This is a genomic window from Pseudoalteromonas fuliginea (genome assembly GCF_000690055.1).
GTDB classification, from domain to species: domain Bacteria; phylum Pseudomonadota; class Gammaproteobacteria; order Enterobacterales; family Alteromonadaceae; genus Pseudoalteromonas; species Pseudoalteromonas fuliginea.
Genome location: NZ_JJNZ01000013.1, coordinates 87,447 through 107,034 on the forward strand (window position 1 = coordinate 87,447; position 19,588 = coordinate 107,034).

A 19,588-nucleotide genomic window follows, 5' to 3' on the forward strand; every position below is an offset into this window, starting at 1 on the left:
TCAATTTAGAAAAGGATTCTAAATGAAGTATTTATGGCTGAGCCTGTTTTTTATTGTATTAATTTGGTCTGGTATTAACCCAAAAGATCAATTTACATGGCTGCTTGAAGTTATCCCCGCAATTATTGGCTTAGTGCTGCTAGCAAGTACCTATAGCCACTTTAAACTTACCCCTATTTTATACACTTTTATTTTAGCGCATTGTATTGTGCTGATGATTGGCGGGCATTACACCTACGCCGAAGTCCCTTTTTTCGACAACCTATTTGGTAGTGAGCGTAATAACTACGATAAAGTAGGGCACTTTTTTCAAGGGTTTGTACCTGCACTACTAGCTCGCGAAATTTTACTGCGCAAAAAAGTAGTAAATGGTCGAGGCTGGTTAATCACCTTTGTTATTTCGGTATGTTTAGCATTTAGCGCGTTTTACGAATTAATAGAGTGGTGGGTTGCAGTATTAAGCGGCGAAAACGCAGAAGCATTTTTAGGCACGCAAGGTTACGTGTGGGATACCCAATCAGATATGGGACTGGCGTTATTTGGGGCTATTTGCTCATTGTTAGTACTTTCAAGAGTACACGACAAACAGCTAAAAAACGTTAAAGATTATTTATAGGCTATAGGAACGTTCTATAGAAATGTTTATAAAAACATTGATAAAAAAGACTACTAACGTATGACAGTAAACACTAGTAACTACTCAATAAGTACAGACAAAAGCAAACTTAACTTTAACGTTATTTATAACTTTATTGCTAATAGCTATTGGGCCAAAGGCATTCCTAAAAGCGTGATGCAATCGGCTATTGATAACTCAATGTGTTTTGGTGTTTACAGCGCTCATAACGAACAAGTTGGCTTTGCCCGAGTAGTGACCGATAAAGCAACCTTTGCTTATTTAGCAGATGTATTTATTGCCCCGCACTTGCAAGGTAATGGGCTGAGTAAGTTACTTATTAAAACGATAGTAGAGCACCCTGAGCTACAAGGGCTCAGGCGCTTTTTATTAGCGACTTCTGATGCACATGGCCTTTACGCGCAATACGGGTTTAAACCGATAGACAACCCCGCACTACTAATGCAAATAAGTCCTGAGGATGTGTATGGTAAAAATTATCGTGATACCTATTAAATGGGGGAAGAGTAAATTCCGTCTAATGTTCTTGTTAGGTGTTTAAGCTTGATAGCATCATATATGTGACAAATGCAAAAAGACAAATAGGCACTAAAATATATGCGACTACATCTGACATACATCAAGTCCCTTCAAATAGCTGATCCCTTCTAAAAAGAGAAATAGTTGTGCCGTAAACAATTATAAGAACAACAGCTATTATTGGCATCCATGAAATTTCATCATTTGCCAAAAGCAATAATGGCAGCAATAAAGATATACACCACAGAGTAGCTACAAAACTTGCGCTTTTATAAAAGCTTGCCAAATACTTCATAACATCTAACGTCCGCATGCTGGTTGGCTAATATCCGAAGCGTAGGAGCCAACCAGTATTTATCATTGTTGAAGCGTTTGTTAGCTGTGCATTACACCCAAACATCATCTTCTGCTGTAAGTTCGCTACCTGAATCACCAGTATTAACAACACCTTTAGGTTCAACTATCATGATTTTACATTCTGAAGTTGCTATAGGTTTATGTTCAATGCCTTTAGGGATTACAAACATTTCACCTGATTCTAATGTAACGACTCCATCGCGAAATTCAATGTTAAGGCACCCTTCAATTACAATGAAAACTTCGTCAGTATCCGGGTGATCATGCCATACAAATTCACCTTCTACTTTGACCAATTTAAACTGATAGTCATTCATTTCTGCAATTACACGAGGAGACCAATGATCTGTAAACTTAGTAAACTTTTCTTTAAAATTGATTGCATTATGTTTCATGAAAACTTCTCTATAGCTAGTACAGCTAGCGCCCGCATAAAATGCGGATAATGCTTGGCTAAAATTAGCGAAGAATGAGCGTCAGCCAAGCGTTTGACGTCATTTTTGATGCGCTTAAGTTATCTATTTAGACGGTATAAGCCACATTCATTAGCCCATTTTTCAATTTTTTCTGCGTGTTTAGGATTACGTAAATAGAAAACATTAGTGTCGTCCCAGCTTTCAAAATATACAGCCTCCAACTCAGGCAGCATCACTTTATAAAAATGACTACTATCTACATTATGTGGAGCGCACATTAGGTAAGCTTCTTTAGCAGCGTCCGAGGTAAATTTGCGAAACTGTGGTTTAGCTGAACTCCAACGACCTTTAAATGTAAAGTTTAGAACCTCAGTGTTGTCGATTAATTTTTTCGCAAATTTAACGAATTTTGCATCTCTACTTTGTTGCTCCTCATCAGCAACATCAGATAAGTATTTAATTGAGTCTTCTGCTCCCAACCAACGATCGAAAACCGAAACCGCCATGTAAGTATATGCATCAGTATCTTCTACAGCATACAACTTATCAAGATCTGGATACTTTTCTCGCAAGTCTATTTGAGATTGTATATCCAATGCCAGAAATTTACGCATATCTTCCTTGGTAACTTAACGAGCCTGTAGATTAACTCGTTTTTTAATTTTTTTATTGATAAATAAACCATAGCTGAGTTCCTATTTTGGTTCAATTGATTACTGTATTTTTACGTAGAATATTGAAGTGTTTGATATTGTTTTAATTAGCGTTTTGGAAGGGGGGACGGGTGTTTGAGTGGCTTTTATTTAGGGTAAAATGGCTTATCCTTCTTAATGCATCGTGTTTTGCAGCTTTTCTATATTATGAACAAGGCAATACAGTTGCCGCAGCGTGAAGTAAGGCATTCACTTTCATTTGACCCCGTAAGGTCAATTTATTCATACCTTTGTTCACTGTAATGTTCCGCTTTTTATTTAAAGGAAAGTCGGTTCAAGGTAATTAGGATGGGTGTCATCCTAATTTCTGCCCATTGCGGACCCGCATGATGGGTGTTGTGGGGGCTGGAGGTTAGAGACCTCCGGCTACCCGATTAAGTTCTATTTTTTAAGATTTGCTTCTTTTCAATATAAGCTAAGAATTCTTGCCCTTGCTTAGTTAGAGAAAAACGACGATATTTTACAGATGCGACTTTTTCATTTATTACGAGATTATGTATTTGTAACTTAGGAAGTATATTTTGATAAACAAACATGGTTAAATCATCAGTACCATGCTGATTTGTAACACCTGTAATTAGATGATCTTTTAGCCACATCAGCGCAGCGAACAAATTCATTTTAGGCTGTTCCATAGCCTTCGGAAAATCAATTTCAATTGATTTCAAGATCAAAGCCAACTCTTCATTTGACGAATCTTCCTTAGATGATGGTGCATTTTTAAGCTTGTCTTGAAGAGAGCCCATCTCATTTGTCAGTTCTCTATTTTCTTTAGTTAATCGTGTTATTTCATCAACCAAGCTTTTCGTATCTGGTACTTCTGCGCCTGATATCCAACCGTCTAATTCTCTAGTTGCAGCAATCTCAGGTAAACTTTCCAGAACACATAATCGAATATCTTTTTCATCTTCGTAAAATGATGACATATTAGATAATACTTTTTGTTTAAATGCTTTCAATTCGACTGGATGATCTTTTTCGAAAACAGAAGCACCAACTTTTTTAATTTTTTCATCTAACGCATTATCGTTTATAACAACTGCGAATAATGGTTTCCCTATATCTAAAGCATAATTGTATTCTAACTCTGTATAACTTAAACCACTGTCTGGCTCAACACTTCCATATCTTCCACCTAAAATTAACATATAAACATCTGATTCATCGATCCAACGCTTAATAATACTCCATTGGCTTTGATCTCCGGCTGTAAATAATTCCATCCCAGCAGGTATATGTCCTGATTTCAAAATTGCGGACACAGCGGCTTGTCTTTCAGGAACTAAATCTAAATAGGTTGATGAGACGAATACTTGTAATCTTTTTTTCATTAATTTCTCTTTAAACACAGAAGGTAGATAGCAACACGGGCACTTAACACTTTAGTATTTATGCAACACGTAGTTTGTGTTGCATAATCGCTTGTTGGACTGAGGCGCTACCTGCTCGGTGTGTTCGCGTTGGTATTGTTTATGCTATGGACTTTACTTATAAAGAAAGGCTTTTTATGGCCTAACCGATATTTAGCCAATTTCATTGACGTGTATATCGTATCTAAGCTATCCCTGCGTTACTCAGCGTTTATTATGTCCCCATTAAACCTAATATTTAACTGTTAAGCAATGATATTTTCACCACGCACAGTCGCTACTAACCTGAGCAATTAAGCAGGTTAACTCATTGATTCTATTCAGCAGGCTCGCCCACTAACTCGTTCGCTCTGTTGTAAGAATTGCTGTTTCCGACGCTGATATACCAATAAATCGTAAGTAACTGCTTTAATTACACTTGCTTGTGTAAGCATATTATAAAGGGTGGTTTAGGGATGGTGGAAGCTGTAAAAAACGAGGTCATAAATTATTTACTAAACGCGTCTTCCTGCTTTTGAAACAGGGCTGACACGTTTAAGTATACTTATACCAGTCGACTTAAATATTTAGCCTTTCTAGCGTGCTAAATAAAGCGTTAACGGCGTTATAAATTTCTCATGTAGAACAACTACATGTCGAAATTTATGCCTTGTTATCACTCTATTTATCCGTCGCTATAAATGTCTAATAACTTAATACGATTGGTATTATTTGGCTTTTTTAGCCTCTAGAGTTTCTATTTCACTCCAGATTTTTTCGGCTTCTGCGCTTAACATTGCAAAGCTTTTAATGTCGCCTTTTCTTTGTGCCTGCATGCCTTGCTCTAGTATTACGTCGTATTCTTTACGCAGTTTTTTTACGGGATCAGGCTTTAAAAATGAAAACATTAGTATTCTCTTAATTTATTAAGTTATATGTAATTAGTGTACGCATTAATGGGCTTAATAGTTCTTTGTTTGGTGAAAATGTTTACTTTGCGCTTTAAAAGCGCAAAGTAAACACGGTGTAATTATTAACGTACTGTGTGCTAGTTCTGGTTCTAGTGCTAATGTTTACATTTCTGGCTCTAGGCGTTTAATACCTTGCCCATCAATACCTAAATAAATAAAACCATTACTGCTTTGGGCTAAGCTGCGTACTCTGCCAATTCCATCGAGTATTTTATATTGCTTAACAACCTTACCTTTTGAGAGCTCTAGTGCGCTAATGAATGCAAATTTCATTGATGCTAGTAATAGCTTACCTTTAAGCTTTGGGTATTTATCACTCGTTACATACAACATATCGGATGGCGCAATAGAAGGGGTCCAGTGTAATGCGGGCGATTGCATGCCGTCTTTTTCTTTAAGGTCGGTAAACTTGGTACCGCTGTAGTTAACGCCATAGCTTACTAAAGGCCATCCGTAGTTAGCGCCTTTTTTTATTATATTAAGTTCATCGCCGCCGCGTGGTCCGTGCTCGTGAGACCATAAAATATTGTTTTGATTATTAAACCACATGCCTTGTGGATTACGGTGCCCATAAGACCATGCCGCATGTTTTGCATCTTTTTGTTTAACAAACGGATTGTCGCTTGGGATATTACCGTTTTCGTGTAAGCGATAAATTTTACCGCCATCACGCGTGAGATCTTGCGGGTTTATGTCGCGCGAGCCGCGATCGCCAATTGAAAAATAAACATAACCTTCATTATCAAACACAATACGGCTGCCGTAGTGCTGGCCTTTGGTACTATTATGCTCGCCTTTGTATAGCAATTGCTGATCAGACAGCTGCGTATGATCGCTATTTAGCTTGGCGCGCATTAAGGCGGTGTTACTTCCGCTTCCTTTGCCCTCACTACTTGAGTAACTAAAGTACAGCCATTGGTTTTGCTTACTATCGGTGTGTAGTGATAAATCAAGCAATCCACCTTGGCCATTAGCATCAATGTCGGGAAGCCCTGAAACCTTAGTTAATTTAGTGGTATTTTTAGGTAATAAAAATAACGCTCCGCTGCGCTCAGATATTAGTAAATCACCATTAGCTAAAGGCTCAATAGCCCAAGGTATAACCACACCTTCTGCCGCTGTTATTGCGTTAACGCTAAGCGATAAAGTATCTAGCTGTTTATAATTTTTTACGTAATCGCTTTTTGCATGCGCGGGTGCGTTAGTAGCAAATATAGCAACGGCTAAGCCTGCATTTATTAGTTTAGGGTGAGTGTTATGTGACCTTAAATTTATCATTATGGCTTCCAAAATTAATCCAATCTTACATAACCTTATCATGGCATAAATAAATTTGTTAAGTGTTGAGTTGAATGAAAAATGCACACTTATATATTTTAAAATTACTTCTTCACAGGAAATTGTTTTAGCAAATTGCGCTAATAAAAATTGAATAATTACTCTATTGGGGTTGAAAACTAAAAATTTCAGCGTACACTTGTGCGCTGAAGTTTGGGCGTACACGTGTAAGTTCAAAGTAATTAAGATTTGATAGAGATTTAACCATGATGACTCAAGTATTAAACCAATTTTCAAAATGGTTTTTACACCATCAAAGTTTTGCAGGCTACATAGAGCCAATAATGCAGGTGTTTAAACCTGCGTGGCGTGCAGGGCAGTTTAGAGCGCAAGTAGTTAGTACCGCTGTGCTTGATGGCGGTTTTTTAAGTGTGCAACTTAAGCCAAGCAAACAATGGCAGGCACATACGTCAGGGCAGCATATAAGTTTAACGGTTGAAATTAATGGGCGATTATTAACACGCGTTTTTACCGTGGCCTCAAGCGCTCAGCAATTTAAAAATACAGGTTTGGTGCGCTTACTAATCAAAACAAATGCGCAAGGGCGCTTTACAGGCTTACTCAGCAGTGCATTAAAAGCGGGGTTGTGGTGCAATATTTCTGCGCCAAGCGGCGACTTTGTTTTTAAAAACACACACACGCCAGCCACTTTTATTGCAGGCGGCTCGGGTATAACACCTATGCTGGCTATGCTTGATGATTACTTAAGCCAAACTACGCAAAAAGTGTCGTTAGTGTATTACGCAAAAGCCACTGAGCATCAATGTGTTGATGAGCTAAGTGAGTTGGCAGCGCAATTTGAGCATTTTTCGTTTTTATTATTAACGCGTGAGCAATCAAGCGATATAACCAGCAATATTAAGCCGTGGGAAAACCCAGACATTTACTGCTGTGGCCCTGCAGCATTTATGCAAACGGTGAGCGATTTTGCTAAAACGCATAAGCTAAATTACTACCAAGAGGCCTTTGGTTTGGCGCTGCCTACCTTAAACGACGACAGCCAATTTAATGTAAAAATTAACGCTAGTGCCCATGTTGTATCGGGCAACGATGTTTTACTGACTCAGTTTGAAGAAAAAAAGCTCCCCGTTAAACGCGGTTGCGGTATTGGTATTTGCCATCAATGCCAATGTATTAAAAAGTCAGGCGTGGTACGTAATTTAAAAACAGGTGAATTGAGTGACAACGGCGAGCAATTAATACAACTTTGCGTAAGCCAACCTGTTAGTGATTTGGAGTTACAATTATGAAAAACATTAACTATGACATGCTCGCAAGCGAGCTAGATGCCATTAAAATGGACACCCTTGGCAAAGTAGGCCAACAAGATGCCGACTATATTCGCTCTGTTGTGCGCAAACAGCGAGTGTGTGAATGGAGCGGGCGAATTTTGCTAATGCTCGGTTTTATTCAACCATTATTGTGGGTTGCAGGTGTGTTGTTATTAGCGCTTGCTAAAATTTTAGACAATATGGAAATTGGCCACAATGTAATGCATGGTCAATACGATTGGATGAACGACAAGCAACTCAACTCACAACATTATGAGTGGGACATAGCGTGCGATGGACAAAGTTGGCATCGCGTTCATAACTTTGAACACCATACGTATACTAATATTATTGGTAAAGACAGAGACTTTGGTTATGGCTTGTTGCGTTTAAGCGATGATTTTAAGTGGCGTTTTAAAAATGTATGGCAGTTTTTTACGTATATTAATTTAAGTGTGTTATTTCAGTGGGGCGTGTCGTATCACGAGTTAGCAGCAGAGCGTGTTTTTATTGGTAAAAAGAAAGAAAACCGCGAAGGGCTTGTTTCACACTCTACATTAAAGCATCGCTTTTTTAGTAAAGGCGCTCGCCAATTAATTAAAGATTATGCGATATTTCCGTTACTTGCAGGGCCTTTATTTTTATGGGTATTGGCGGGGAATTTAGTAGCAAACTTAATCCGTAATTTATGGACGTCGACCATAATATTTTGTGGTCACTTTACTGAAGAAACGCAAACTTTTAAACAAGAAGACTGCGTAAACGAAACCCAAGGGCAGTGGTATTACCGCCAAGTATTGGGCTCGTCTAACATTAAAGGGTCGCATTGGTTTCATGTTTTAACAGGGCATTTGAGCTGCCAAATAGAGCATCACTTATTTCCAGATATGCCGTCTTCGCGCTATCAAGAAGTTGCACCTCAAGTACAAGCCGTTTTGAAAAAACACGGCATTGATTACCATACAGGTAGCTTTTTTAAACAGTATACCTCGGTGTTAAAACGTATTATTAGGTATTCGTTCAAGTAAATTATTTACCTTTAAGAATCGGCTAGTGCAACTGCATTAGTCGATTTTTTTGTTTATAGCACCCAATGCGGTTGATTAGTAAACAGTACTTGCAAAAATTTCTCATAGTTAATTAAAAAAGCCTTACTTTAGCTATGGTTAAATGGCGGGTGATTGTCATACAATGGGGGAAAATAGACCACACAAGAGAGATTAAAATGGCCGCATTTGGTACCGTGTTTATGCCGCAGATGATTCAAGCGCGTTTTTCTGATAATAAATGGAGCGAAAGCTCAATTGTCCCTTCCGATAAACTTGAACTTCATGCTGGTGCGCACGTTCTTCATTATTCAAGTACATGTTTTGAAGGCTTAAAAGCCTTTCGCCATGAAGATGGTTCTGTTTATCTTTTTAGAATGGATGCAAACATTGCACGCATGCAACAAAGCTCAGCGCTATTAAGCTTACCGAGTTTTGACAGCGATATGCTAAAAACGATGATTATCGATATTATGCGCGAATACGCAGATGAAACGCCATTACCGCCGGGCTCTATGTATATTCGCCCAACACACATTGGTACTGAGGCGGCAATTGGTAAAGCAGCAGCGCCATCAATGAGCTCGCTTTTGTACACGTTACTATCGCCAGTGGGTGATTACTTTGCAGGTGGTGCAACTGCACTACGCGTACTACTTGAAGAAGATGGTATGCGCTGCGCGCCGCACATGGGTATGGTAAAAAGTGGTGGTAACTACGCCAGTGCTCTAGCACCTATTAGTGCTGCACGAACTAAGTATCAAGCAGATCAAATTTTATTTTGCCCAGGTGGCGACGTACAAGAAACCGGTGCTGCTAACTTTATTTTAATTGATGGCAACGAAATTATTACTAAAGCGCTTGATAGCACGTTTTTACATGGAGTAACGCGTAATAGTATTTTAACCATAGCCAAAGATTTAGGTATGACGGTAAGCGAGCGTAACTTTAGCGTTACTGAGCTATTAGAGCGTGCTGCTAAACCAGGTACTGAAGCGGCGCTTTCGGGCACTGCAGCTGTACTAACTGCTGTGGGGACGTTTATTCATAACGATAAAGAATACAAAGTAGGTACTGGCGAGCCAGGCCCAACGACTGCGCGCCTTCGCCAAGCATTGAACGATATTCAATGGGGTAAAAGCGAAGACAAACACGGCTGGTTAACTAAAATCTAATTATATATTTAATAGCAACTCGCGTTAAAAAGCCACCTAATCGGTGGCTTTTGTGTGTTTGGTTACTTTAAGCTGTGCTTATTAAAACTTCATTTCTATTTTACCGTACACGTAGCGTCCGTTAAATCCATACGCTGAGAAGCTAGAGTAAGCAAATAAACGCGAGAAGGTTGTTAAATCGTCAACATTTTCACGGGTTGCGTCTGGGTAAACATCAAAAATGTTATTAGCCCCTAAGCTCAGCGATACGTTGCTAGTAAGCGAGTAGGCCACATCTAAGTCAGTTATCCATTTAGGTTTAAGCACTTCGTTACGTTCTGGGTTATCTGAAGGGTCTTGTGTTTCACCGTAACGCGTTGTTCTAAGCGTGGTGCGCCATTGATCCATATTCCATGTTGCACTTAAATTGTATTTATTACGCGGTGTACTTACTTCAAAACGACGTAGTTCGTTACCAGAGAATAAGTTGTCTTGATCAAACCCAGCACCTTGCAGAGCTGCTGGTGGGTCAATTATATCGGTAACTTCATTTTTACCGTAGTTATAACCTAAGTTAAAGGCAACATCGCCGTAACCATCGGTTGGTACATTATAAGAAGCTACAACATCAACACCGCGCGTTTTACTGTCAATTGCGTTTAAGAAAAAACGACCTTGGTTAGCGCCTGTACCTTCAAGAAGTTGCTCAATAGCAGCGCCCGATAAGTTGTTTGATAGCACAATGCGGTCATCAATTAATATTTGGTAGTAATCAACCGATAAGCTGAAATTAAAGTCGGTAGACCATGTAAAACCAACGCCGTAGTTTGTGGCTTCTTCAGCATCAAGACCCGGCGAGCCCAGTGCTTTTGCTACATCGCTGCTTGGTGCAAAGGTACCGGTTTCGGTTGGTTCACCATCAACAAATACAGTGGCCACTGAGGTAAAGTATTGTTGCTGCAAAGAAGGTGCTCTAAAACCAGTAGAAACAGAGGCGCGTAGTGCTAAGTCTTCAGTTAATGAGTAACGAGTTGCAACTTTACCATTAACGGTATCGCCAAAGTCTGAGTAATCCTCGTAACGAGCGGCAACTGTTAGGTTCCAATCATCGGTAAGGTAAGTTTCAAGGTCTATATATAAGCTCACGTTATGACGGCTATTATCACCTTCGGATTCCGGTGTAAATCCAGGAAAAACTTGTGATCCCGCTGCGCCAAATGGGCCATCAACAGGGTCGGTTACTGCACCGCCTGGGCCAAATGTGCCTTGTGCGTATGAGGCTTCTTCGCCTGCATCTATTTGGTAACCTTCGCGGCGATACTCAGCACCTACAGCTACGTTTACAGAGCTTTCTAAAAAGCTGACGTCTACTTCACGGCTAAAATCAACGTTTAAGGTAAGTTGATCGTAAGTAAGTGTTCCGGCATCAAAGCTTGTTTGGCTAGTAGGGCCGTATGAAGTATTTAAGCTGTTGGTAACACCAAATTCAAATGCATCTTGACCATATACGGCCGATACATCGTAATTCCATTCGCTTACAAAACCTTTAACACCCAGAGCTAATGAAAAGTCATTTATATCTGAGGTAATAACCGGTAAAAAACCATCAGGATAAATCTCTTCTACGTTACGACTATCGCTTGCGCGACGATAAAACCCGCCGCCTTCGCCTTCACGTTTGCTGTAAGAGCCAAATGAATATAAATCGGCGTTGTTTGTTAACTGGTAACCTGCGTTGTAAAAAATAGAGAAGTCTTCAACATCGCCATTACCAAAATTATGGTTATATCGATTTACGGTCAGTTCGCGTGGGTCGAGTGAGCCATCTTCTAATCGTGCATAGTTTTCACGTTGGTCGTAGTCTGAGCGGTTAGTTGAATGGCGATCGCGGTATTCTGTTGAGATGTTTAAAAAGCCATTATCGCCTAGTTCAAAACCCATATTACCTTGTAGGGTTAATGTTTGACCGTCGGTTAACGAGCGATCGCTACCCTCGGTAAAGGCTAAATCACCATCACTGCCTTCAGATACTGACTTTAGCTGTGGTACACCATCCATTTCAGTAACGTTAGCGCCATAGTTTGCTGAAAACGAGCCACCGCTGCTGGCACTTTTAAGCACAATATTAATAACACCGGCTATAGCATCAGAGCCATATTGCGCTGCTGCACCATCACGTAATACTTCAATGCGGGCAATAGCATTTGCTGGTATCGCATTTAAATCAACCGATGATGAACCACGACCCGTTGAGCCATTTAGGTTAAGCAGTGCATTACTGTGGCGGCGCTTGCCATTAACAAGCACTAGTGTGTGATCGGGTGCTAAGCCACGAAGTTGGGCAGGGCGCACATGGTCGCTACCATCTGTAAGGGATGCCTGCGGAAAGTTAAAGCTTGGTAATAAACTGCTAAGCAGGGCATTCGTTTCAGTAAAACCTGAATTATTGAGTGCATCAGCACCTATAATATCAATAGGCACTGAACTATCTTCTACTGTACGACCTAATCGGCGAGAGCCTATGACGCTTATTTGTTCAATATTTTCTTCTGCTTTGGTGTTTTGCTCTGCAGCATTTACTGAGAGCGAACCCAGTAGTGCAGCAGAGGCGCTCATGGCGAGTAATATTTGTGGTACCGATGTCTGTAATTGAAATAATGGCTTTTTATTCATGTTCTATTTCCCTCATTCGAAACCCATTGAATTATTCTATTTTTTTATACAAAAAAGTGGGTAAACCTCTTTGTTACTTTGAACATATACTTAATTAACAAAGTCAGTCAATTGAATAACATTCAATTAATCTAGGGATTTTTATAATTACATTTGGTTGTTTTTTATAATGACCATTGTTTTAGTTATATAGCTAAGGTGATTGCTAAGTAATTGATGAATAATGAATTATATTTAAAAGTTAAATTTAACGTTTAGTTAACTGGTAAGATGAGGTTGATGGCTTTAATTAATTGAGAGTAGGAAGCCGTTTTTATTGGGCTGGCAATAAACAGCTGTTGAGCTATAAATATTTTTAAAAAATGTAAAATACAAAACCACCCATTAAATGTTAACTAAATTAACATTTAATGAGTGGTTTATAAATTATGTACTACTTATTAGAACCTATACTCTAAAGCATGAAGTAATTTTGTTTTTATAAGTAATTGGTATAAAAAAGAGTGCTAAAAATAGTGTTAAAATTTAATTTTTCCTACAAGCATATCTTTAAACATTACCCAATCTCCCCACAAACTGTAAAAAGGGTGTTTAAAAGTAGCAGGGCGGTTTTTTTCAAAAAAGAAATGCCCGACCCACGCAAACCCATATCCAATAACAGGTAATAGCCATAATAAACTGTATTGTTGTTTTATTAATGCTATTGCGCTTACAGCAAGAACCAGTGTACTTCCTATAAAATGTAAGCGGCGGCAAATAACGTTGCGGTGCTCTTTTAAATAATAAGGGTAGAAGGCTTTAAAACTTTTAAATGTGGGGTTTGTACTTTGCATTGCGTGCTCTTTTATTGTTTTTTATTTTATGAAGATTGTGGGCTATTAAAGCGCACCTTTACATTTGTTTACAACGACAAATAGCATTGAACGCATCTTAATAGACAAAAGGATTAAAAGTTAATAACTTCTTATGCTATTAATAATAAATAAGAACCGAACTCACCATGTTTAAGCAAACTTTAACATGTGCTGTACTTATGGCACTTAGCGGTTGTTCAGAGCCAACTAATACAGTAACTCAAGAAGAAGTAAAAGTATCAATGAAACAAGTAAATACAATTGTGTACCCAGAGACTAAAAAAGGTGAAGTGGTAGACACTTACTTTGAAGAATCGGTGACGGATCCATATCGTTGGCTTGAAGATGATATGAGCAGAGAAACTGCCGATTGGGTTAAAACGCAAAACAATTTAACGTTTTCTTATTTAGAACAAATACCTTATCGCGATAAGTTAAAGCAGCGCCTTGAAAAACTAATGAATTACGAAAAAATAGGCGCTCCTTTTACTGAAGGCGATTACACCTATTTTTATAAAAACGATGGCCTGCAAAATCAATATGTTTTGTACCGCAGTAAAGAGGGCGGCAACGTTGAAGTATTTTTAGATCCAAACAAGTTTAGTGACGATGGTACGACGTCTATGTCGGGTTTATCGTTTTCCAAAGATGGCTCGTTGCTCGCATATCAAATATCTGAAGGTGGTAGCGACTGGCGTAAAATTATAGTTATTGATGCACATACTAAAGAACAAGTTGAAGAAGCACTTGTTGATGTTAAGTTTAGTGGCATAGAGTGGCTTGGCAACGAAGGTTTTTATTATTCAAGTTACGAGAAACCTAAAGGCAGTGAGCTTTCGGCTAAAACAAATCAGCATAAAGCGTATTACCATAAGCTAGGTACTGCTCAGTCTGCTGATAGTGTTGTATTTGGTGAAACTGATGAGCAGAAACATCGCTATGTAGGCGCTGATGTAACTCATGACGGCCGCTACTTACTTATTTCAGCTAGTACGTCAACCTCAGGTAATAAGCTGTTTATAAAAGACTTAACAAAGCAAAACAGTGAGTTTGTAACGGTTGTTGGAAATACTGATTCAGATACATCAGTGATTGATAACGAAGGCAGCAAGCTATTTTTAGTTACTAACCTTAATGCACCAAACAAAAAAGTAGTGACAGTTGATGCAAGCAACCCAAGCCCAGAAAATTGGGTTGATTTAATTCCTGAAACCAAAAACGTACTAAACCTTACAAAAGGCGGCGATACCTTTTTTGCAAACTACATGGTTGATGCGATTTCGCAGGTAAAACAGTACAACAAAAAAGGCGAGCTAATTCGCGAAATTACATTGCCAGGCGTGGGTACAGCACGTGGTTTTGGCGGTAAAAAAGATCAAACAACGCTTTATTATTCGTTCACTAACTACAAAACACCAGGTACTACTTATACGTTTGACGTAACTACGGGTGAATCGGGTGTTTATCGTAAGTCGGCTATTGATTTTAATAGTGATGATTACACGTCTGAGCAGGTGTTTTACACATCAAAAGACGGTACTAAAATACCGATGGTAATTACCTATAAAACAGGCATTAAGCTTGATGGTTCAAACCCTACAATTTTATACGGTTACGGTGGTTTTAATATTAGTTTAACGCCAAGCTTTAGCCCCGTTAATGCAGTATGGCTTGAGCAAGGTGGTGTATACGCCGTTGCTAATATTCGCGGTGGCGGTGAGTACGGTAAAGACTGGCATAATGCAGGCACTAAATTGCAAAAGCAAAATGTGTTTGACGACTTTATAGCCGCGGCTGAGTACTTAAAAGATAAAAAGTACACCTCTAAAAAACGCTTAGCACTTCGCGGTGGATCTAACGGTGGCTTATTGGTTGGCGCCGTAATGACGCAGCGCCCAGACTTATTTCAGGTGGCTCTTCCTGCTGTAGGCGTACTTGATATGCTGCGCTACCATACATTTACTGCGGGCGCTGGTTGGGCATACGACTACGGCACTAGTGAGCAAAGCAAAGAAATGTTTGAATACATTAAAGGTTATTCACCACTTCATAATGTAAAAGCAGGTGTTGAGTATCCAGCTACTATGATCACAACTGGCGATCATGATGACCGTGTTGTTCCTTCGCATTCGTTTAAGTTTGCAGCTGAGCTTCAAGCAAAGCAAACAGGTAATAACCCAACGCTTATTCGCATAGAAACCAATGCGGGGCATGGTGCAGGTACACCAACGAGTAAAACAATTGAGCAGTACGCTGATATATTTGGTTTTACGTTGTACAACATGGGCGTAAAATCTTTATAAAACGTTCCAACTAAATATAAAAACTAAAAAGGCCGAGTAAATTAAATTTACTCGGCCTTTTTAATGTTTGTTAGTAGTTAGCAGTTAGCAGTTAGCAGTTAGCTATTGCATAGGTGAAAACAATCGTTGATACGTTTTATAAGCGTACTCGTCGGTCATTCCGCTTAAGTAATCGCAAATTATACGCATACCTTGGTTTTGCTTTTGCGCTTCTATGTATTGTGCTTGTGTTGTTTCGGGCAATAAACGCAGCGGATCGCTAGCAAACGCGGTAAATAACTCTATAAGTAAGTTTTGACCTTTAAATTCTATTTGCTGCATTTCGGGGTCGCGTATTAAACGTTGAAACACAAAATGCTTAAGTATTTGCAATACACTGTCGTATTGGGCATCTAATTTAGCGGTATACTTTAAAATAGGGCATTCAAAGTCATCGTTTTGAATATCCAAATGTATATGAATAATAAAGGTATTAACCAGCTCACCTATGGCATCTTTTCGCTCATAATCATTTTTTGAAAACAAGCGCTGGGTCAGCGATTCAAGCATGTCGTTTAGCCAGTCAAAGTTTAGTGCTTTTAAATGGGGCAGAGCATGGGTTTGCCAATCGTCTAATGTGAGTACGTGGGTTGCAATGGCATCTTCTAAGTCGTGTACGGCGTATGCTATATCGTCGGCATGTTCCATTATGGCGCTGTCGAGCGATTTATACGTTGTTTTAGCGCGGTACTTATCAATAGCGCCATGGTTACCTAACAATGTTTTATCGTTTTGACTCAGTGGTTCTACTATCCAATTGAATATGGCTGCATCGTCGTTGTATAACCCTTTGGCAGGTCGCCAATCATCCGCTTTTATAAATGCACGACCGGTTGTGGCATCGGGAATGGTATGCCAAAGCGTATTAATAAACGCGGGGTATTTTATAAAACCTAATAAAGTACGACGAGTTAGGTTCATGCCGTGCCCATTACTGTAGGGCTCAAGTTTTGCAACTATGCGCAGTGTTTGTGCGTTACCTTCAAAACCACCGTGATCGCGCATCATGTAATTTAGCGCTATTTCGCCACCATGGCCAAAAGGTGGATGACCAATATCGTGCGCCAAACACAGTGTTTCGAGCAGTCCAGTTGATGGAAAGTGCGTAAAGTCGCTATGTTGCGCTTTTAAATGGCGCAATATGCCGGTACCAATTTGCGATACTTCTAAAGAGTGGGTAAGGCGAGTGCGGTAAAAGTCGTTTAGGCCAATGCCCATAATTTGAGTTTTAGCTTGCAAACGCCTAAATGCAGCGGCATGAATAATACGCGAACGATCGACCTGCCACGGCGAGCGGTTATCGTTAGGACGATGTTTATATTGCTCTATTATTCGGCTTTGCCATTGTTTATCCATACTGCTTACTCACACATAGTTAATATTATTAAACTTTGCTCAGTATACCCATGCACTTATAAATTGCGAATGAACAAATGCACTACATAGGCTCTGTTTTATCTAAAACCCAAATACACTGCTGAAAATTCAACCGTAAAAGGTCATCAAACCCCAGTTATTCGCGTTTATAAAGTGGCTTAGGTATAATGCGCCTTCGTATGCTTGTGTATAAACCATGCATAGTTGTTGTTTCAAAGAGAGAATACATGTTAAAAACGATTTTTAAGCTTTTACTAACCGTGTTTTTTGTATGGGCGCTTGCATATCCGTTTATACAAAGTGACGATGTTGAATCGGAAGAACAAACGTCAGAACAACCAAAAAAAGTGAAGAAAAAAGAAAAACCATTACATAATGTAAAACTGCCAAAGTTTTCAGAATTTAGTGATGTTAAAGAAAAAAAACATGCATTTTTTAGCTTTATTCGTCCGCACGTTGAAGCCGAAAATAAAAAAATACTACAGCAACGCGCTAAGCTTGAAATAGCACGCATGATGCTTGAGGATAACGAGCCACTGCAATCTAAACAAAGCAAAGATATTGTTAAAATTTTAAAGTCGTACGGCTTACCAACCACGATTGATACGCTAATACTTACACAAGCACTACGTCGTGTTGATATAATTCCTAAAGAATTAGCGCTTATGCAAGCAGCGAATGAATCTGCGTGGGGCACATCGCGTTTTGCACGTATTGGCCTTAACTTTTTTGGTCAGTGGTGTTATTCAAAAGGTTGTGGCATGGTGCCAAGACGCCGTAATACAGGTGCTGTGCATGAAGTGGCTGCGTTTAAGTCGGTAAGAGCGGCTATAAATTCTTACTTTAAAAATATCAACACGCATCCTGCTTATAAAGATTTACGCGCGATTCGCGAAAATTTACGCCTTGAACAAAAGCAGATCAAGGCGACAAAACTAACGCAGGGTTTAATGTCATATTCTGAACGTGGTGAAGCGTACATTGAAGAATTGAACACTATGATCAACCAAAATAGAGCTTACTTTGATGAATAAACGTATTCTAAATTGCGTGAGTGTTATCTCGTTGTTGTTGCTTAGTACGACGGTATTTAACGCCAATGCGAGAGAGTTTGTGATGTCGTACGACGGTTTTTACGATCGCTTAAAGGTAGTTAACAAAGGCGATTTTCAATATGCGCGAGTTAACTTTTATATAAGTGATATAGCAACTAACGAAGCGTGCGCAATAAAAAGCGGTACTATTTTAACCGAAAAAAACGAGTATCCGCTCAACTTTACCGATAAAGCACAGCTACTATTACCGTTCGATAAACAACTTGATAGCGATAAAGCGGTGATTGTTGTTCAGCCACAAAACCCTGAACATGATTGCCAATTAAAGTTACAAATAGAAGCAAATGAACTTGAAGGTTTAGCGCTTTCAAAGCAGTCGTTATATGCCATTAACGAAGAACTTGATGAGCTGTTAACTGATCTGTCGGGCTTTTTTATAAGTAAATTAATGTGGTTTTTATTACCAGAGCAAAAGGGCGTAGCAGTTACATTTAAAAGCCCAATGCAATTTGATGATAAGAGCATAACGTGCGAAAAGTCTGTGTGTTATTTTGCAGTTGAAGATAACTGGGAAGATGATACCGCAGCACTTGGCGATATATCGCAGGTTATTAAAGTAACGCCTTGGATTGTTAAGTAGCCCACATACAAAAGCGGCATTTAGCTTAATGCCAGTCAGTTAAGCTGACTGGCGTTTTTCTTTTTATGGGGATACTTAGACGGTTTTGGCTTAACCCATCGGGGATATCTTCTATCCTCTCGTCTAGCTGGAAGCTTAAATAAGACCAGTGTATTGAGTAAGTGCCGCCAGTGTATTGGAATATTCCCTGGACTCATTATAGATACTGACGAGAAATACTGAATGACAGCCATCGAACTGCTAGAGAAACTAAGCTGGTTAGGCCATATCCCTGTAACTGTCGCCGCCATCGTCATTATTCTTCGTATTAAATTATAGGCGAGTAACACGCCCCATAGCTCCTGACGCACCATGTCTGGACGTTTACTTCTCAAATGATATGCGCTATCAAGCATGGTTTGTTTGATTTCTCTAAACCCAAGTTCTATCTCCCAACGATGACAATATAATTCAACTATTTCATTACCTGGATAACGCAATCTATCCGTCATCGAGGTTAGTATACGGTAGCTTTTACCCTTTATTGTTTTACTGATTAATCTCGCTTTAATCGTTTCAGGAACATCGGGAAAGTTTTTTTGTGCATGCTTTGTTGTTTTCAATTCAATGACATGGTCATTTTTACCCGCGCTGGAAATGATTTCATACTGTAAGTCGGGCCTTGCTGGTATCAGCCAGTGCCTCATTTTTCCAGTTTGGTGCCAACGATTTAACAGGCCTAAAGAATAATATCCTTTATCAAACATAGTCAGTGAATTATCCGGTGTACGTTCAATTAAACGCTCAGCTAATTTCATCTCGTTGGTTTTATAGTTATCAAACTCGCTACTGAGCAGTTGATGGCTGGTCAATTTCATATGACAGACCATGCGTATT

The 19,588-nt window shown here is 39.3% G+C and carries 17 protein-coding genes and 1 pseudogene; 8 read left to right on the forward strand and 10 right to left on the reverse strand.

Going from position 1 to position 19,588, the window contains the following annotated elements:
- Positions 1-22 precede the first annotated feature (22 nt).
- Complete coding sequence (locus tag DC53_RS15575; RefSeq protein ID WP_007375475.1) at positions 23-616, forward strand: DUF2238 domain-containing protein; 594 nt, start codon at positions 23-25, stop codon at positions 614-616.
- 60 nt (positions 617-676) lie between these two features.
- Entirely contained in the window at positions 677-1,132 is a 456-nt protein-coding gene (locus DC53_RS15570) for a GNAT family N-acetyltransferase (RefSeq protein WP_007375474.1), read from the forward strand.
- Positions 1,133-1,542: 410 nt separating this feature from the next.
- On the opposite strand, the gene DC53_RS15560 is transcribed toward DC53_RS15570, so the two are convergent.
- From DC53_RS15560 to DC53_RS15540, 6 genes and pseudogenes are all read right to left on the reverse strand, one after another.
- Complete coding sequence (locus DC53_RS15560) at positions 1,543-1,908, reverse strand: cupin domain-containing protein (protein ID WP_007375472.1); 366 nt, start codon at positions 1,906-1,908, stop codon at positions 1,543-1,545.
- Between the two features lie 119 nt (positions 1,909-2,027).
- On the reverse strand, positions 2,028-2,543 hold the full coding sequence (locus DC53_RS15555; protein ID WP_033022982.1) for a hypothetical protein: 516 nt from the start codon (positions 2,541-2,543) through the stop codon (positions 2,028-2,030).
- A 213-nt stretch (positions 2,544-2,756) separates the two neighbouring features.
- Positions 2,757-2,889: pseudogene (locus DC53_RS22950) on the reverse strand (transposase); the annotation flags it as partial.
- Positions 2,890-3,016: 127 nt separating this feature from the next.
- Entirely contained in the window at positions 3,017-3,973 is a 957-nt protein-coding gene (locus DC53_RS15550; RefSeq protein WP_007375470.1) for a DUF4062 domain-containing protein, read from the reverse strand.
- A gap of 746 nt (positions 3,974-4,719) precedes the next feature.
- The gene (locus tag DC53_RS15545) at positions 4,720-4,899 is read right to left on the reverse strand and encodes a DUF6435 family protein (protein WP_033028763.1); all 180 of its coding nucleotides are present in this window, start codon (positions 4,897-4,899) and stop codon (positions 4,720-4,722) included.
- A gap of 165 nt (positions 4,900-5,064) precedes the next feature.
- The gene (locus tag DC53_RS15540; RefSeq protein WP_033028774.1) at positions 5,065-6,240 is read right to left on the reverse strand and encodes a PQQ-dependent sugar dehydrogenase; all 1,176 of its coding nucleotides are present in this window, start codon (positions 6,238-6,240) and stop codon (positions 5,065-5,067) included.
- Between the two features lie 266 nt (positions 6,241-6,506).
- Here DC53_RS15540 and DC53_RS15535 point away from each other — a divergent pair, with 266 nt between their 5' ends.
- The 3 genes from DC53_RS15535 to DC53_RS15525 all read left to right on the forward strand — a co-directional run bounded on the left by DC53_RS15535 (position 6,507) and on the right by DC53_RS15525 (position 9,792).
- Positions 6,507-7,550: a flavin reductase family protein gene (locus tag DC53_RS15535; RefSeq protein ID WP_007375467.1), complete on the forward strand. Its 1,044-nt coding sequence runs from the start codon at positions 6,507-6,509 to the stop codon at positions 7,548-7,550.
- The gene (locus DC53_RS15530) at positions 7,547-8,599 is read left to right on the forward strand and encodes a fatty acid desaturase family protein (RefSeq protein WP_033028765.1); all 1,053 of its coding nucleotides are present in this window, start codon (positions 7,547-7,549) and stop codon (positions 8,597-8,599) included. Before DC53_RS15535 ends, DC53_RS15530 begins: the two co-directional genes overlap by 4 nt.
- Before the next feature lie 134 nt (positions 8,600-8,733).
- Complete coding sequence (locus DC53_RS15525) at positions 8,734-9,792, forward strand: branched-chain amino acid aminotransferase (RefSeq protein WP_269634966.1); 1,059 nt, start codon at positions 8,734-8,736, stop codon at positions 9,790-9,792.
- 81 nt (positions 9,793-9,873) lie between these two features.
- On the opposite strand, the gene DC53_RS15520 is transcribed toward DC53_RS15525, so the two are convergent.
- Entirely contained in the window at positions 9,874-12,444 is a 2,571-nt protein-coding gene (locus DC53_RS15520) for a TonB-dependent receptor plug domain-containing protein (RefSeq protein WP_033028766.1), read from the reverse strand.
- Positions 12,445-12,962: 518 nt separating this feature from the next.
- A complete protein-coding gene (locus DC53_RS15515; protein WP_007375463.1) occupies positions 12,963-13,277 on the reverse strand; it encodes an Mpo1-like protein in 315 nt (104 codons plus the stop codon).
- A 167-nt stretch (positions 13,278-13,444) separates the two neighbouring features.
- Between DC53_RS15515 and DC53_RS15510 the strand changes: the two genes are divergently transcribed.
- Entirely contained in the window at positions 13,445-15,601 is a 2,157-nt protein-coding gene (locus tag DC53_RS15510) for a prolyl oligopeptidase family serine peptidase (RefSeq protein ID WP_033028767.1), read from the forward strand.
- 102 nt (positions 15,602-15,703) lie between these two features.
- On the opposite strand, the gene DC53_RS15505 is transcribed toward DC53_RS15510, so the two are convergent.
- Complete coding sequence (locus DC53_RS15505; protein WP_033028768.1) at positions 15,704-16,996, reverse strand: anti-phage deoxyguanosine triphosphatase; 1,293 nt, start codon at positions 16,994-16,996, stop codon at positions 15,704-15,706.
- 248 nt (positions 16,997-17,244) lie between these two features.
- Between DC53_RS15505 and DC53_RS15500 the strand changes: the two genes are divergently transcribed.
- On the forward strand, positions 17,245-18,051 hold the full coding sequence (locus DC53_RS15500) for a glucosaminidase domain-containing protein (protein WP_007375460.1): 807 nt from the start codon (positions 17,245-17,247) through the stop codon (positions 18,049-18,051).
- Positions 18,044-18,712: a DUF2987 domain-containing protein gene (locus DC53_RS15495; protein ID WP_033028769.1), complete on the forward strand. Its 669-nt coding sequence runs from the start codon at positions 18,044-18,046 to the stop codon at positions 18,710-18,712. Before DC53_RS15500 ends, DC53_RS15495 begins: the two co-directional genes overlap by 8 nt.
- 35 nt (positions 18,713-18,747) lie before the next feature.
- On the opposite strand, the gene DC53_RS15490 is transcribed toward DC53_RS15495, so the two are convergent.
- Positions 18,748-19,588: IS4 family transposase (locus DC53_RS15490; protein ID WP_033028775.1), on the reverse strand; the 841-nt coding region annotated here is incomplete at its 5' end.